Below are 14500 nucleotides of genomic sequence, written 5' to 3'. Positions count from 1 at the left end.
AGCCATGATCACGCGGCGCGCCGAATGTTCCTGCGGTCAGCTGTCAGCCACCTGCTCGGGCGAGCCGGTACGCGTCTCGCTCTGCCATTGCTTGGCCTGCAAGCGACGCACCGGCAGCGCGTTCAGCTTCAACGCGCGGTTTTTGGACGGTGACGTTTCTGTCCAGGGCCGCTCTGCGGAGTTCACGCGCATTGGCGACGAGGGCGGCCGCGTCATCTACAGCTTCTGCCCGATTGCGGCACCACCGTCCATTACCGGATCGACACTCAGCCCGGTCTGACCGCCATCCCGGTGGGCGCTTTCGCGGACCCTGCGTTCCCGCCGCCCTTCCTGTCCTTCTACCACGAGAACCGGCGCTGCCAGTGGGTCGAGGTCCGAACCGAACCTTTGGCGACGTTCGGCTGAAGCCGCCGGCCACAGCCGGCTGACGTTTTAGGTCAAAACCCAATCATTCTGAACGACCGAGTTCGACCCGGTCCGACCGTACAAGGCATTTCAGGCGACGAAGTCGATCCATCACCGTGCGTGGCTCGATCGCGCCAAAACAAGGCATTGTGCGTCGGCTGAGCACGCTCCATCACACTTGCGCTCAACGGGGCACGACAAGTGCCGACGGTCCAATTGATCGCTGATAGTTAATACGTGCTGGCCATGCTAGAATTTAGCGTCCCCGACGCGGTTAAAATCGGGGAATTGCGACCGGTTGACGGCGCGGGAGGTCGACGGACAAACCACGAACAGACCACAGGGAGGAAGCAATGTTTCGGACACCAGTTCATCTTGCATTCTTGACAGCGTCGATTGTTGCCCTGCCATCTTACGCGGCCATGGCCGATGACACACAGATCGCACGCGGCGAATATCTGGTTACGATTGCCGGCTGCAGCGACTGTCACACATCCGGTTACTTCTTCGGGAAGCCCGACATGTCGCACTTCCTTGGCGGTTCAGATGTGGGCTTCGAGATTCCTGGCCTTGGTGTCTTTGTCGGCCGTAATATCACGCCTGACAAGGAGACCGGTATCGGAAGCTGGACCCCGGAGCAGATCGTCACCGCGATCCAGACCGGCGAACGGCCGGACGGCCGCATCCTGGCGCCGATCATGCCTTGGCGCGATTTTGCGCATCTCACCGCGGATGACGCCATGGCGATCGCGGCATTCCTCCAAAGTGTGAAGCCGGTCAGCCACCAGGTTCCCGGCCCGTTCAAATCCGGGGAAGCGGTGTCGACCTTCATGATGCGGATTATGCCGCCGGGGGAAACCGCAGCCGCTGCAACGAAGTAGGGCGGCTTTGATCGGAATGAGATTTTTCGCCGAATAATGGGTGAATGTCCGCCTTGGAGATGGTGAGGCCGATGCCGGAACGGCAGAAATGGGTCGATCGAGCCGTTGCGCGAGGGGAGCTTTGAGAAGCGCCATGAATGTCGCGATATTGGCGCTACCTACTCGTTCCCGTCGACGAGACGAATGGCAGCATTCCACCCTTCCCGGTCCTCGGCGGCGGACGCGATGAACGGCTCGATTGAGCCCGAAACCAACTTCTGTCACATCGGTAATCTGGCGCCACCTCCTCGGCAAGATATGTGCTATTCTGAGACTATGCCCGCGCCCTCCGACCGATCACCCGACAAGTCGCCGGAAGACGGTGCAGTTGCATCGGATCCGTATGCGGAGCTAGCCAATCGCGGCGATTGGTCCAGGCTTCACCGCGAACTGTCAGACAGAGACCGCTGCAGTGAACTTGACGGCGCCGAGCTCCAGCGCCTCGGGGAAGCCGCCTACATGCTTGGGCGCGAGGAGGAATTCGTTCGGGACTACGAGAGGGCCTTCGAAGAGCATCTCCGGAACGGACGCGAACGATCCGCGGCGCGTTGCGGCTTCTGGATCGGGCTCACCCTGATGTTTCGCGGAGAATTCGCCCAAGGCAGCGGATGGCTGACCCGCGCCAACCGGCTGGTCGAGGATCATACGCAGGAATGTGCAGAACAGGGTTACCTTCAGCTCCCAATGGTCGAACAACGTCTCGCCGCCGACAGGCCGGACGAAGCATTCGCGCACGCAACACGTGCCGCGGAGATCGGACAGCGCTGCGAAGATCCGGACCTCTTGGCTATCGCGCGCCACCTTCAGGGCCGGATATTGATCCTGCGCGGCGACTATGTGCGCGGCTTCGAACTGCTGGACGAGGCGATGGTTTCGGTCACCTCGGGCCGGCTCTCACCGATCGTTACCGGGCTGGTCTACTGCAGCGTGATCGAGATCTGTCAGAAATTTCATGCCACGGGCCGGGCGAGGGAATGGACCTCGGCGCTGGTCGGATGGTGCGCGGGACAGCCCGACATCGTTGCCTTCACCGGCAGATGCCTGATCCACCGGGCCGAAATTCTGATCCTCGACGGCCACTGGGACGAGGCCGGCCGCGAGGCCGGTGTCGCCAGCATCCGCCTTCAGCAGGGGCCCTCGAAACACCACGCCGGTCCGGCATTCTACCAGAAGGGCGAGGTATTTCGACTCCGCGGCCAATGGAACGAGGCCGATGCCGCCTATCGCGCGGCGAGCAGGCTCGGGTTCGATCCGCAGCCGGGGCTGGCGCTTATGCGATTGCAGCAGGGGCACGAGCAGCCGGCCCTTTCGGCGATCCGCCGCGCACTGCAGTCCGTCGACGACCTGCCGGGCAAACTCCGCCTCTTGCCGGCTGCGGTGGAAATCACTCTCGCCGTCGGTTCGGCCGATGACGCTTGGGAGCTGTGCGAAACACTGCACGACTGCGCGCGCCAATATTCCGCGGATGCAGTCCGCGCCGCAGCCGCCGAGGCTACCGCGCGGGTGCTGATCCATGCTGGTCGAGCCGCGGAGGCATTGGCCCATATCCGGCGCGCGGTAGCGATCCTCTGGGACCTTCGGGCGCCCTATCATCTTGCCCGGATGCGGGTGCTGACAGCGCGGGCCTGTCTCGCAACCGGCGATACTGAAGCGGCGCAGACCGAACTGGACGAAGCGATAAGACTTTTCCGCGAGCTCGGCGCGCGCCCCGACGAAGCCGTTGCCGGCAAGCTGCGGGTCACCATGACGGCGACAGGCGGCGAAGTTCTCACCCCCAGACAGACGCAGATTCTGCGCCTGATCGCGTCAGGCCTGACCAACCCGGAAATTGCCGGCGAGCTCGGTCTGAGCCAGCGGACGGTAGACCATCACGTTAGCGATATCCTGACGCGGCTGAACGTGCGCACGCGCGCGGCAGCCACGGCCTATGCGGTCGAGCACGGCCTGATCGGCATGGTCGTATCTGGGTAATCCTACCCAAGCCAAAATTTCTCGTTGCGTGGGTACTTACGCCGAAGCGGGCAACCGTGGCGCGGGTCTAAACCTCATGGCGTGGTAAAGGCCACAGGAGGTTTTCCCGATGCAAACGAATAATAACAACATGAGCGGGCCGGGCGGTGTCTGGCTCGCCACCGGAACGCTGCTGCTGGCGGCTGCGCTCGTCTTTCACGGGCCACCGGACGCGGATTTGTCTGTTCAGATGCAGAATATCGCCGAGGGCCATGGGCGATGGGCTACGGTCCATTGGACGGCGGCAGCGGCGCTGTTCCTGATCGCCGGCGCTTCGTTCCTGAACCTGGCGCTCAACCCCCGGGTCCGGCATTCGCCGATGCTGAGTTCTGCCTGGATGGTGATGGCTCTCGGCGCCCTGACCACGTTCTCCACCGCAGTCGCCGAGGCATCGGTGGTCGCGGTCGCGGCCGACCGGGGTGACACCAGCGCCTTCATGACCTGGTGGGCGTTTTCCGGCGGCATGGGTAACGGATTCTGGGCGCTCGCCCTGGCGACAGCGCTTGTCGCGTATCACGACGCCCGCGATGACGTCGGGATACTGCCCCGATGGGCCGCGATCGTCGGCTCGGCGTTCGGTATCCTTTCGGCAACCGGGTGGACACTCGGTGAGCAGCTCGGGATCGGCATCGGAGGTCCGATCTGGCTGATTTCCTCGCTTCTCATGTGCCTGTGGCTCGCGTGGTACGGGCTGTCCTCAAGGAGCCTCCGGTCGGGCAAGCCACAGCGCAAAGCGCCTGATCCAGCATCATCGTAAAACAGGAGGAAAAAATGTCCCTTCAAACGAAGGAAATCGAAGCGACGATCCACGACGTCCACGAATTCTTCACCGACTGGGTGACGGGCCGATGCCGTGGCGACGATGCGATGTTCAAGAAGAACGCGCTCGACCGGATCAGCGAAGATCTGGTCGCCATCATGCCAGGCGGCAGGGCGTTCGGGAAAAAAGACTTCGCAGGTTACATGAAGAGCATCTACGGATCGAATCCGGCCTTCCGTATCAAGATACGCGACATCCGGATCAGCCATCAAAGCGCCGACCTGGCGGTCGTGAACTACCACGAATGGCAACGCGACGCGAAGGACTCCGATCAACCGAACAATGGCCGGGTCACGACGATGGTGGTCCGCGATCGCGGCTACAGCCGGGGGCCCGAGATCTTGCAAGTTCATGAAACCTGGCTCCCAGCCGATGTCGTTCAGTCCGCGGATTTCGCGTTCTGAGAAGCGTCGGTCCGAAACGGGCAGAGAAAGGAATTGCGCTGGCGGGACCATCGGCTCTGCCGGCGTCATGGAGCCAGAACTGTGCTTCTTTTCAGCCCGTCGGCTGGGTCGAGGTCCGCGCCGACCCTCTGGCGACGTTTGGCTGAAGACGCCGGCCACGGCCGGCTGACGTTTTAGGTCAAAACCCAATCATTCTGAACGACCGAGTTGAACCCTCTGCAGACCTCTCGGCATGCTGTGTAAACCACGTCCGTTAGTTGATATTGAGGGCCAGGGACTCGGCCGCTATATTGAAAGCGCGATGCGCTTTCTCTAATTCGCAAGTTGCTTTTTCCGCCTTCTTGCTGGCTATTAACATTTTCTTGTCCGATTTTTTCGTTTGGGAGGCCGGCATGTCAGGATTGTATATCAATCAATTAGAGCGCCTAAAGACGGCGAAAGCGGAAGAGCTTTTGACTGCGGATCGGTTAGAGGACGGAAAGATTGCTAGCGTAGCTCCGCCGCCTGTCCCGAGTGACGAGCGCATTAAGATTGAGCGTGGCGACAGAGGTGTGACCAAGGTCACGGTGCACGAGTCCTAAGGTCGATTTCCACTCATCTCGGTCGCAGCCGGCAGTCAGCTGATTGAGTTGTTAGCCCTAATGCCGCAGGATCTTGCTCAGGAAGGCGCGGCTGCGGTCGGTCTTCGGATGCGAGAAGAACTCGTCCGGCGTGCCGCTCTCGACGATGGCGCCGGCATCCATGAATACCACCCGCTGGGCGACCTTGCGGGCAAAGCCCATCTCGTGCGTCACCACCATCATGGTCATGCCTTCCTCGGCCACCGCGACCATGACGTCGAGCACTTCCGAGATCATCTCGGGATCGAGCGCCGAGGTCGGCTCGTCGAACAGCATGATCTTGGGGCGCATGCCGAGGCAGCGCGCGATCGCCACGCGCTGCTGCTGGCCGCCTGAGAGCTGCGCCGGATAGGCGTTCACCTTGTCGGCGAGGCCGACCTTGGCGAGCAATTCGCGCCCGGCCATTTCGGCCTCGGCGCGCGGGATCTTGCGGACATGGATCGGCGCCAGGGTGACGTTCTCGAGCGCCGTCTTGTGCGGGTAGAGGTTGAACGACTGGAAGACGAAGCCGATCTCGGTGCGCAGCCGCGTCATGTTGGTGGCGGGGTCGCCGAGCCGCTGGCCGTCGACCGTCAGGTCGCCGTCGCGGATCGTCTCCAGGCCGTTGATGCAGCGGATCAAGGTGCTCTTGCCCGAGCCGCTCGGGCCGCAGACGACGACCACTTCGCGCGGCTCGACGCTCAACGTAATGTCCCTGAGCACGTTGAGCTGGCCGAACCATTTGTTGACGCCGCGAAATTCGATCATGCCGGTGCCATTTTTGCTAGGGTTCGACATCACAATTGCACCTCGCCATGCGCCGCGCCCATGCGCTGCTCCAGCCGGCGGGCCAGCATGATCAGGGGGTAGCAAACGATGAAATAGCCGAGGCCGACGAGGAAGAAGACGAGCAGGCCGTTCGGCACACGCTGCACCACCAGCCAGCCGACGCGGGTAAGGTCGGTGAGGCCGATGGCCGAGACGACCGAGGAATCCTTGATCAGCAGCACATATTGCCCGACCAGCGGCGGCAGCACGATGCGCATCGCCTGCGGCAGCACCACCTGGCGCAGGCGCTGCCAGCGCGACAGGCCGGACGCAAGTGCTGCCTCGACCTGGCCGGTCGGCACCGAGCGGATGCCGGCGACGACGATCTCGCAGATGAAGCAGGCGGCCAGGTTGGTCAGCGCGATGATGCCGGCGGTGAAGGCGTCGAGCTCGATGCCGAGTTCCGGCAGGATGAAGAAGATCAGGAAGATCTGCACCAGGAACGGCGTGCCGCGGATCAGATCGACCCAGGTGCCGATCGCGCCGCTGATCAGCCGGTTGCCGCCGGTGCGCAGGATGCCGAGGCCGAAGCCGAGCAGCGTGCCCAGCACCAGGCTGATCAGCGACAGCACCACGGTCATGCCGAGGCCGCGCAGCGCGAGGGGATAGCTGCCGACGATGCTTTGCAGCTGCTGCCAGATCATGTCCGTGCCCCCGCCAGGCCGAGCCAGCGCCCGGAGAGCGTCGCCAGACCCTTCAGCCCGTAATAGAGCAGCAGGTAGAAGGCGGCGATGGTGATGAAACCTTCGGCCGGCATGAAGCGGTCGGAGGCGAGCAATTGTCCGGCGCGCGTCAGCTCGGCAACCGAGATCAGCGACAACAGGGCGGAATCCTTGACCAGCACGATCGCCTGGCCGAGCAGCGGCGGGATCGTCACCTTGAACGCCTGCGGCAGGATGACGAGGCGCATGCGCTGGACATAGGTCATGCCGGAGGCGACGCCGGCCTCCACCTGGCCGCGCGGGATCGACAGGATGCCGGCGCGGATGATCTCGGCGACGTAGGCGCCGCTGTTCAGCGACAAAGCGAGGATGCCGACGACGAACTCGGGCAGGACGAGGCCGAGCCGCGGCAGGCCGAAATAGAGGAAATAAAGCTGCGCCAGGAGCGGCGTGGCGCGCACCGCGTCGATATAGGCCTTCGCCGGGACGCGAAACAGCCGGCCGCGCTGCAGGTTCATTGCGGCGAGCACGATGCCGACGGCGAGCGCGCCGGCAAAGGAGAGGACAGACAGCCACACGGTCGTGACGAGGCCCTGCCCGAACAGGGGCAGATATTCGACGATGGTGCGGAAGCTGAAGTTTTCGAGCATGGTGGGGCGGTGAATGTGAATAGTGAATGGTGAATGGTGAATAGTGAATAGTGAAGTGTGAGTAGTGAGTAGGGTAGGGTAAGCGAGTAGCGAGTAGCGAGTAGCGAGTAGCGAGTAGCGAGTAGCGAGTAGCGAGTAGCTCATCTCTACTCCCTACTCCCTGCTCCATACTTACTATTCACCATTCACCATTAACCATTAACCATTCACCCTACTCAGTGATCCTTCTTCCAGGCGTCGGAATTCACCCAGTAATCGAGGTTCTTCTGCAGGCGGCCGTCGAGGCTGACCTGGTCGAGGAACAGGTTCATCCAGACCAGCAGGTCCTGCTCGTCATAGCGCGTGGCGAAGGCCAGCGGCTCCTTCGACAGCATGTCCGGCATGATGATGAAGCTGCCGGCCGGATAGGCCGTCGACTGGCCCTTGACCGCCGAGACGTCGTTGACGCCGCAATCGGCCTGGCCGTTGTTGACGGCGTCGAGTAGCAGCGGGCCGCCGCCCTTGTAGCTCTTGATATCGGCATCGGGGAAGGCGGCCTTGGCTTCCTTCTCGCCGGTGGCGCCGAGCAGCACCGCGATCTTGGTGCCCTTGGCCTTGCAGTCCTCGGTGGACTTGAAGGCGGTCCCAGCCTTGGTGAAGACTGTGCTGCCCGTGTACATGTAAGGCTTGGTGAAGGCGACCTTCATGCCACGCGCCAATGTCGGCGTCATGTCGGCGACCAGAAGATCGGCCTTGCCCGACAGCAGCGCCGGGATCAGGCCGTCCCAGTCGAAGTCGAGGAAGGTGATCTTGACGCCCATTTCCTTGGCCATCAGTTCGGCGAGTTCGACCGAACTACCGGTGCGCTCGCCGGCAGCACCCACCAGCGAGAAGGGCGGGCCTTGCGTCTGCACGGCGACACGCAACTCACCGCGCTTGGTGATCTCGTCGAGGGTTCCCGCGCCGGCGGCAGCGGTAAGGCCGGCGAGCGCAAGTCCGGCGATGAAAAGCTTGGCAATGTTCATTTGGGCATTCCTCCTTGTTGTCGTTTGTCGTTCCACTTGTTGTTTCACCCCATGGGGTGCCTTTTGAGCGGCGGCGCCGTTGCCGGCGGCAACCACCGTTCGAAAATCTTCAATCCCAGCTCACCGTTTCGGCGACATTGATGCCGCGCCTGGCCAGCTCATCGAGGAAGCGGCCATCCGGCACATGCAGCAGCGGGTTGAGCAGGCCGGGCGCGGCAATCTCGCGCCGTGCCAGCATCTGCGCCACGATGCTGGCGGGATAGCCGACGCCGAGGCTCATGCCGAACAGGCCGGAGGCGAGGTCGCGCTCGATGACCAGCTCTGAGGTCACCGTCTTGCGGCGGCCGCCTTCGCTGCCGACAAAGACGTTGCGCATGACGCAAAGGTCCTTTTCGTCCGCGCCATATTGCAGTTGCGGGCCAAGCAGCCGGCCGAGGAATTCGCGTGGGCTAACGCCGGTGCCGGGCACCTTGTCCTCGGACAGGAAGCCGAGCTGCTTCAGCGGCGCCCAGAACGCCGACCAGCCGGGCCAGCGCAGCGAATAGCGGCCGGAGCGCTGCAGCCCCTTGGCGGCGGCGAGCATGCCGGCATAATGCGGCGCGTCGCCATTGGGGAAGGCTTCCAGCCTGCCCAGCCCCGCCACCTCGATCTCATGGATGAAACGATTGTCGTGCTGGCGGGCGGCCGGCACATCGACCCGTTTGCCGTCCTCGACCAGCACGCTGTCGCGGTTCTGGCTGGCCAGAACCATGTGGAAATTCCAGCTCACCTTGTAGCACAGCGGCTCGACCACCGCGTTAGGCTCGGGAATGCCGCCGCAGTAGGAATCGATCGCGGTGATGGTGTCGAACTGGCTTGCGGCGCGCGCGTAGAGCACAAGGTCGATGCCGGGGTCGAGCCCGCATTCGGTGACGATCGAAACGCCGGCCTTTTCGGCCTCGGGCGCGAGGTCGGCGATGGCCTTGCCGTAATTGGTGGTGACCAGCGGCGTGCGCGTCGCGATCGCCGCCTGCACCGCCTCGCGCATCAGCGGTTGCGGCAACAGGTCGATGACCGCGTCGACGTCCTTCATCACATAGGCCAATGCTGGGCCGATCGCGCCCTCCGGCACGACGAAACGCACCCGGGCAAGGTCGGTCAGGCCGCCAAGCCGCGCAGCGCCGTCGGTTGCGGTGTCGAGGCAGACCACTTGCTCGACGCCGTCGCTAGCAACGAGATCGGCGATCGCCGCCCGGCCTTGCAGGCCGAGGCCGCCGAGAACCGCGATCTTCATGCCATTTCCTTTCGCGTCTCGTCCGACCAGCAGCCTTCCGGCAGGCTGACCCATTTGTTGCAGGACGCCATGACGACGAAGGTCTCGCTGCGCACGACTTCACCCGGCTCGCCGGCGCCGGGGATCAGCTCGCTGGTGACGCGGTAGAGATCGGCGACATCACCGGCCACGGTCACGTCGACGATGATGTCGAAGCGTCCGGTGACGACGGCGGCCGAGTTCACGAAAGGCAGTTCGGAGATGCGCTGCGCCAGTTCCCGGGCGCGGCCGCGTCCCTGCGCATTGATGCCGACGATCGCCGAGATCAGCTCGGGGCGTTCGGTCAGGTTGAGCAGCCCGACGATCTTGAGCAGGTTGCGGTCGAGCAGGTTGCGCAGCCGCATGCGCACCGTCGGCACCGAGATCGCCATCTTCTCGGCGAGGCGGTTGACGCCAAGCTGCGCATCTTGCGACAGCAGCTTGACCAGTCGCCGGTCGGTCTGATCGAGATGTTCCCGCAAACGCTCAGGCTTTCATAAATGGAAAGAAACGGTCGTATTTTCTTTCTGATATGAAAATACCTTATGAGAGATTTTTAACAACGGCAAGAGCCATGTCATCCGCCGTGCCGCTGTGCCTATCGGCAGTTTCGTCGATGTCGCCACATTTTGTTCTTGCTTTGTGCCGGCAGCTATGCTACTAATTTCCGTATGGTGCTGATTCACACCGACGACCCGCCCGCCGAGGCGGTTTTTTTGTGTTCAGGATACCTTTGGAGGTTCAGCGCCGCCGGTTTGAGGCTGGCGGGACAGCGCCGTTCGGGACGCGCTGTGTTCGAGGGTGCGCAAGAGGTGCAACGCACCTCCATAGCACGCCGACCAAGTTGGTGGGGGCGCAGCCGCAACTCATTGTGCCTTCACCTGATGGGCGGAACGGCTCATCCGCAATATGGCCAAAAGCGGCTTTTCAATAAAACTGTAGCTGGCCAGGCAGACGGCAATGCAGGCGGTGACAATAACCGCGCCTGCAAGCCATGGTGACAGATTGGCGCTTGCAACGACAGGAGCGGTCGCAAGAAGCACGATAGGATGCGTCAGATAGAGAGAGTAGGAAGCATCGCCCAATATTGCCAGCACGCGAGGAGCAAAAAGCCGGAAGTAGCTTTCCAGGCTGATGCAAGCCGCGACAAGGATCAACGCCGGGATTCCCTGAGCAAGGGTTCGCGGCAAGTTGAAGCCAAGTACCATCACCAGCATGGACATGATGGCGAACACGAGTGCCGAGGCACCCAGGACGACAGGCAAGCGCGCCAGCCTGCCGACCAGGTGGCCGAGAGCCATGCCGGCAAGGAACTCAAACAGGATTGGCGTGGTATAGAAAAACAGCACAGTGTCGGCGGCGGGTTTGACGATGATGCGTGCAGCTACGGCGATTGCAAAGACAACGCCGATCATGGCCATTTGCATCAACCTGCCAAAACCCAAAGTCGCCGCGAACAGAATGTAAAACAGGATTTCCAGATTGAGCGTCCAACCCACGCCAAGCACCGGTTGGACATAGCCTGTGACCGTATCGAGATAGGGTATGAAAAGCAGGCTATTGGTGATCTGCTCAAGAGATACTGCACGACCGGCAAACGAACATCCGTCGGGCAGAGTTACGGCGAAACACCCAACTCGCGTAATGCAGCGTTGGCGGCACGGTATTCGATAAAACTCTTTGGACAATAGCTGACCGTATACCTTGCTCTGTCGCATCCTCGATCATGCGCGTGCAGGCGGCGATCCGCGTGCTTGCCTCGACCTCGTCATCGCTGACGCAGTCGCTGCTGGCAGCCAGCGCCGGAAGCCCCGTGACAAGCAGGAGGATGAGACCAGCCAGCGTGCGCCAGAAAAACCTGTGCCGTTCTCGAACCGGTCCGGTCAATTCGCTCCTCGGGTCATCAAAAAGTCTTGGAAATTGTCTTCACGGAACCGCGCCCAACTCGTGCAGAGCTGCCTTGGCCGCAACGTATTCGTAATAGTCCCCAGGGCAATCGCTGGCAGCGACCCGGTAGAGCCGCAAGGCTTCGTCGTCATGGCGTTGCAGCCGATCGAGTTCGGCGATGAACAGGTTCGCCTCGCACAAATTGCCACGCTTCTTGGCCGGGTCGGCGTCGTCGGCTGCCGCCGATACCTCGGCCGGCGTTAGTTCTCCAAGCAGCATGCGAACCGCCGGCGCCGGCCATTTGGTCATATCGAGCTTTTCAGTCGCTTCCTGCAAGTGGCCCACCGCACCGTTGCGCCGCTCGGTCATCTCCAGCCAGATCGCAAAATAGGCATTGTCGGGCTTGAGCGTGGCCGCCTGTCCGAAATCGGCTTGCGCCTTGGCCAGCGCGCTCGAATAGAAGGAGAGAATGCCGCGGCCAAAATAGGCATAGGCATATTTCGGATCGAGGCTGATTGCCTGATCGTAGTCGGCGGTCGCGCGGGCGTAGTCGCCCTTTGCCGACCAGACAACGCCCCGGCCATTGTAAGCACGGGCGTCTTTCGGATCGAGGCTGATCGCCTTGTCGTAGTCGGCAATGGCGCGGTCATCGTCGCCCTTCTTGTGCCAGATACGGCCTCGGTACCTGAACGCCTTGGCATGTACTGGATCGAGCACGATCGCCTGGCTGTAGTCGGCAATGGCGCGGTCATCGTCGCCCTTGTGTGCCCAGGCATTGCCTCTGTTGTCGTAGGCAGTTGGGTCTTTAGGATCGAGCGTGATTGCCTGGCTGAAGTCGGCAATGGCGCCATCATAGTCGCCCTTGTCAGACCAGACGAGGCCTCGGTTGTACCAGGCATCAACGTTTTTTGGATCGAGGCTGATTGCCTGGGTGTAGTCGGCGACAGCGTGGTCGTCGTCACCCTTCTTCTTCCAGGCAATGCCACGGTTGTTGTAAGCCGTGGCATCCTGGGAATCGAGGCCGATCGCTTGGTCATAATCCGCGATAGCGCGGTCGTAATCGCCCTTGTGTTTCCAGGCAACGCCTCGATTGTTGTAAGCACTAGCGTCCTGAGGATTGAGGCCGATCGCTTGGTCATAATCGGCGATGGCACGGTCGTAGTCGCCCTTGTGCGACCAAGCCAGGCCTCTGTTGTAGTAGGTGCTGGCGTCTTTCAGACCCAGGCCGATTGCCTGATCGTAGTCGGCAAGGGCGCGATCATTATCGCCCTTGCGTGCCCAAGCGATGCCACGATCTCCATACGTGTCGGCATGTTTCGGGTCGAGGTCGATCGCACGATCATAGTCTGCAATGGCGCGGTCATAGTCGCCCTTGTGTACCCAGACAGCACCACGATTGCTGTAGGCTTTGGCGTCTTTCGCATCCAGACTGATCGCCTGTTCGTAGTCGGCGATGGCTCGGTCGTATTCGCCCTTCTGTTTCCAGGCAACACCACGGTTGTTGTAGGCCCCCGCATTTTTCGGATCGAGGCTGATTGCCTGGTCGTAGTCGGCGATGGCACGATCGTAGTCGCCCTTGTCTGCCCAGGCGTTGCCCCGGTTGCTGTGGGCATCGGAATGCTTCGGATCGAGGCTGATGGCCTGATCATAGTCTGTAATGGCGCGGTCGTAGTCGCCCTTGTGCTCCCAGGCGACACCTCGGCTGTTGTACGGCTCCGGGTTTGTCGGGTCGAGGCTGATCACCTGGCCAAAATCGGCGATGGCGCGATCATTTTCGCCCACTTCGACCATTGTGGTGCCTCTGGCATAGTAAGCACCGGCGAATTTCGAATCGAGGTCGATCGCCTGGCCCAAATCGGCAATCGCACGGTCGTACTCGCCTTGTGACGCCCGTGCCTCGCCGCGCTTGTAGTAGGCAGTGGCGCGGTTGGCCACAGGCTCCGTGGGATCCTCGATCATGCGCGTACAGGCGGCGATCCGCGTGCTGGCCTCGACCTCGTCGTCGCTGACGCAGTCGCTGCTGGCGGACAAGGCCGGGAGCGCCGAGACCAGCATCGCGACGAGGCAAACGAGGAATTGCCGGACTGCCCCGTCCCTTTGTCGAACCCGTCCGATCAATTCGCCCCCCATCGCGGCAAGCCCAGCTGCATTGTATTCAACGAAATCCCCGAGACAATCGCTAACGAGCTCACCCAGCAAGAAACGGGTGGTCCGCGCGCGCCGTTTCACCCATCTCAATGACAGAGAAGCCACAGGAGGCGAAGCCATGACCATCCATTCGATAGGCGCGAAAGCGGCGGTGAAATCGGCGGAGCTGCGCGTTGCCGGATATGATTGGCGGACGCTGGCCGATGAGCTGAGCGGCTATGGCTGCGCGGTGATGGAAAAGCTGCTGACGCCGCAGGAGTGCCGGCAGATTGCCGAACTTTATTCGGACGAGAGCCATTTCCGCAGCCATGTCCACATGGCGCGGCACGGCTTCGGCAAGGGCGAGTACCGCTATTTCCGCTATCCCTTGCCCGACTTGATCGGCGGCTTGCGCACCGCGCTCTATCCGCGCCTGGCTGCGGTCGCCAACGACTGGAACGAGCGCATGGGTATCGCGCAGCGCTATCCCGACGAACACGCCGCGTTCCTCGAGCAATGCCACGAGCAGGGCCAGACGCGGCCGACGCCGCTCCTGCTGCAATACGTTAACGGCGACTTCAACTGCCTGCACCAGGATCTCTACGGCGATCTTGCCTTCCCGCTGCAGGTGACGATCCTGTTGTCGGAACCAGGCAAGGATTTCACCGGCGGCGAGTTCGTGCTGACCGAGCAGCGTCCGCGCATGCAGAGCCGCGCCGAGGTGGTGCCGCTGCGCCAGGGCGATGCGGTCGCCTTCGCGGTCCACAATCGTCCGGTCCAGGGCACACGAGGTAATTACCGGGTCGATCTCAGGCACGGCGTCAGCCGGCTTCGCTCCGGCATGCGCCACACTGTCGGTATCATCTTCCACGACGCCAAGTAACCGAGCCGCC

General features: G+C 62.2%; 15 protein-coding genes. 6 read left to right on the top strand and 9 right to left on the bottom strand.

All coding sequences use genetic code 11. The features are described from left to right. Nucleotides 1-4 precede the first annotated feature (4 nt). Together NKI29_RS18025 and NKI29_RS18020 are read left to right on the top strand one after the other, a co-directional pair. Nucleotides 5-280 carry a GFA family protein gene (locus NKI29_RS18025; protein WP_352569098.1) on the top strand — a complete coding sequence of 92 codons (276 nt, stop codon included), beginning with the start codon at nt 5-7 and terminating at the stop codon, nt 278-280. Between the two features lie 478 nt (nt 281-758). After that, a complete protein-coding gene (locus NKI29_RS18020; protein ID WP_502896710.1) occupies nt 759-1286 on the top strand; it encodes a c-type cytochrome in 528 nt (175 codons plus the stop codon). Nucleotides 1287-1718: 432 nt separating this feature from the next. Here NKI29_RS18020 and NKI29_RS18015 read toward each other — a convergent pair whose 3' ends face one another. Further along, the gene (locus tag NKI29_RS18015) at nt 1719-2021 is read right to left on the bottom strand and encodes a hypothetical protein (protein WP_352755611.1); all 303 of its coding nucleotides are present in this window, start codon (nt 2019-2021) and stop codon (nt 1719-1721) included. Here NKI29_RS18015 and NKI29_RS18010 point away from each other — a divergent pair. From NKI29_RS18010 to NKI29_RS18000, 3 genes are all read left to right on the top strand, one after another. Continuing rightward, nucleotides 2010-3296, top strand: a complete 1287-nt coding sequence (locus tag NKI29_RS18010; RefSeq protein WP_352796843.1) for a LuxR C-terminal-related transcriptional regulator — start codon at nt 2010-2012, stop codon at nt 3294-3296. The two genes, NKI29_RS18015 and NKI29_RS18010, sit on opposite strands and share 12 nt — an antisense overlap. A gap of 109 nt (nt 3297-3405) precedes the next feature. Further along, nucleotides 3406-4092: a hypothetical protein gene (locus NKI29_RS18005; protein ID WP_352569100.1), complete on the top strand. Its 687-nt coding sequence runs from the start codon at nt 3406-3408 to the stop codon at nt 4090-4092. Nucleotides 4093-4106: 14 nt separating this feature from the next. After that, nucleotides 4107-4559 carry a nuclear transport factor 2 family protein gene (locus tag NKI29_RS18000; protein WP_352755610.1) on the top strand — a complete coding sequence of 151 codons (453 nt, stop codon included), beginning with the start codon at nt 4107-4109 and terminating at the stop codon, nt 4557-4559. A gap of 638 nt (nt 4560-5197) precedes the next feature. On the opposite strand, the gene NKI29_RS17995 is transcribed toward NKI29_RS18000, so the two are convergent. The 8 genes from NKI29_RS17995 to NKI29_RS17960 form a co-directional block, all read right to left on the bottom strand. Then, the gene (locus tag NKI29_RS17995; RefSeq protein ID WP_352796840.1) at nt 5198-5926 is read right to left on the bottom strand and encodes an amino acid ABC transporter ATP-binding protein; all 729 of its coding nucleotides are present in this window, start codon (nt 5924-5926) and stop codon (nt 5198-5200) included. Between the two features lie 29 nt (nt 5927-5955). Next, the gene (locus NKI29_RS17990; protein WP_352796837.1) at nt 5956-6630 is read right to left on the bottom strand and encodes an amino acid ABC transporter permease; all 675 of its coding nucleotides are present in this window, start codon (nt 6628-6630) and stop codon (nt 5956-5958) included. Then, nucleotides 6627-7298 (bottom strand): amino acid ABC transporter permease, encoded by a 672-nt coding sequence (locus NKI29_RS17985; RefSeq protein ID WP_352796834.1) that lies wholly within the window; start codon nt 7296-7298, stop codon nt 6627-6629. Before NKI29_RS17985 ends, NKI29_RS17990 begins: the two co-directional genes overlap by 4 nt. A 215-nt stretch (nt 7299-7513) precedes the next feature. Continuing rightward, nucleotides 7514-8302, bottom strand: coding sequence for an ABC transporter substrate-binding protein (locus NKI29_RS17980; protein WP_352796831.1), 789 nt, complete (start codon nt 8300-8302; stop codon nt 7514-7516). 109 nt (nt 8303-8411) lie between these two features. Next, nucleotides 8412-9575: a saccharopine dehydrogenase family protein gene (locus tag NKI29_RS17975; protein ID WP_352796829.1), complete on the bottom strand. Its 1164-nt coding sequence runs from the start codon at nt 9573-9575 to the stop codon at nt 8412-8414. Beyond that, entirely contained in the window at nt 9572-10075 is a 504-nt protein-coding gene (locus NKI29_RS17970) for an Lrp/AsnC family transcriptional regulator (protein WP_023677254.1), read from the bottom strand. The genes NKI29_RS17975 and NKI29_RS17970 overlap by 4 nt, the downstream gene beginning before the upstream one ends. A 384-nt stretch (nt 10076-10459) precedes the next feature. Beyond that, nucleotides 10460-11311: an acyltransferase family protein gene (locus NKI29_RS17965; protein ID WP_352796824.1), complete on the bottom strand. Its 852-nt coding sequence runs from the start codon at nt 11309-11311 to the stop codon at nt 10460-10462. A 208-nt stretch (nt 11312-11519) separates the two neighbouring features. Then, nucleotides 11520-13511, bottom strand: coding sequence for a tetratricopeptide repeat protein (locus NKI29_RS17960; RefSeq protein ID WP_352784370.1), 1992 nt, complete (start codon nt 13509-13511; stop codon nt 11520-11522). A 235-nt stretch (nt 13512-13746) separates the two neighbouring features. Here NKI29_RS17960 and NKI29_RS17955 point away from each other — a divergent pair, with 235 nt between their 5' ends. Next, the gene (locus NKI29_RS17955; RefSeq protein ID WP_352796821.1) at nt 13747-14490 is read left to right on the top strand and encodes a 2OG-Fe(II) oxygenase; all 744 of its coding nucleotides are present in this window, start codon (nt 13747-13749) and stop codon (nt 14488-14490) included. Nucleotides 14491-14500: the final 10 nt, after the last annotated feature.

Source organism: Mesorhizobium sp. M0678 (assembly GCF_040320505.1).
GTDB lineage: Bacteria > Pseudomonadota > Alphaproteobacteria > Rhizobiales > Rhizobiaceae > Mesorhizobium.
The sequence above is the reverse complement of the archived record's forward strand: the minus strand, read 5'-3'. Positions and strand labels throughout refer to the sequence as shown.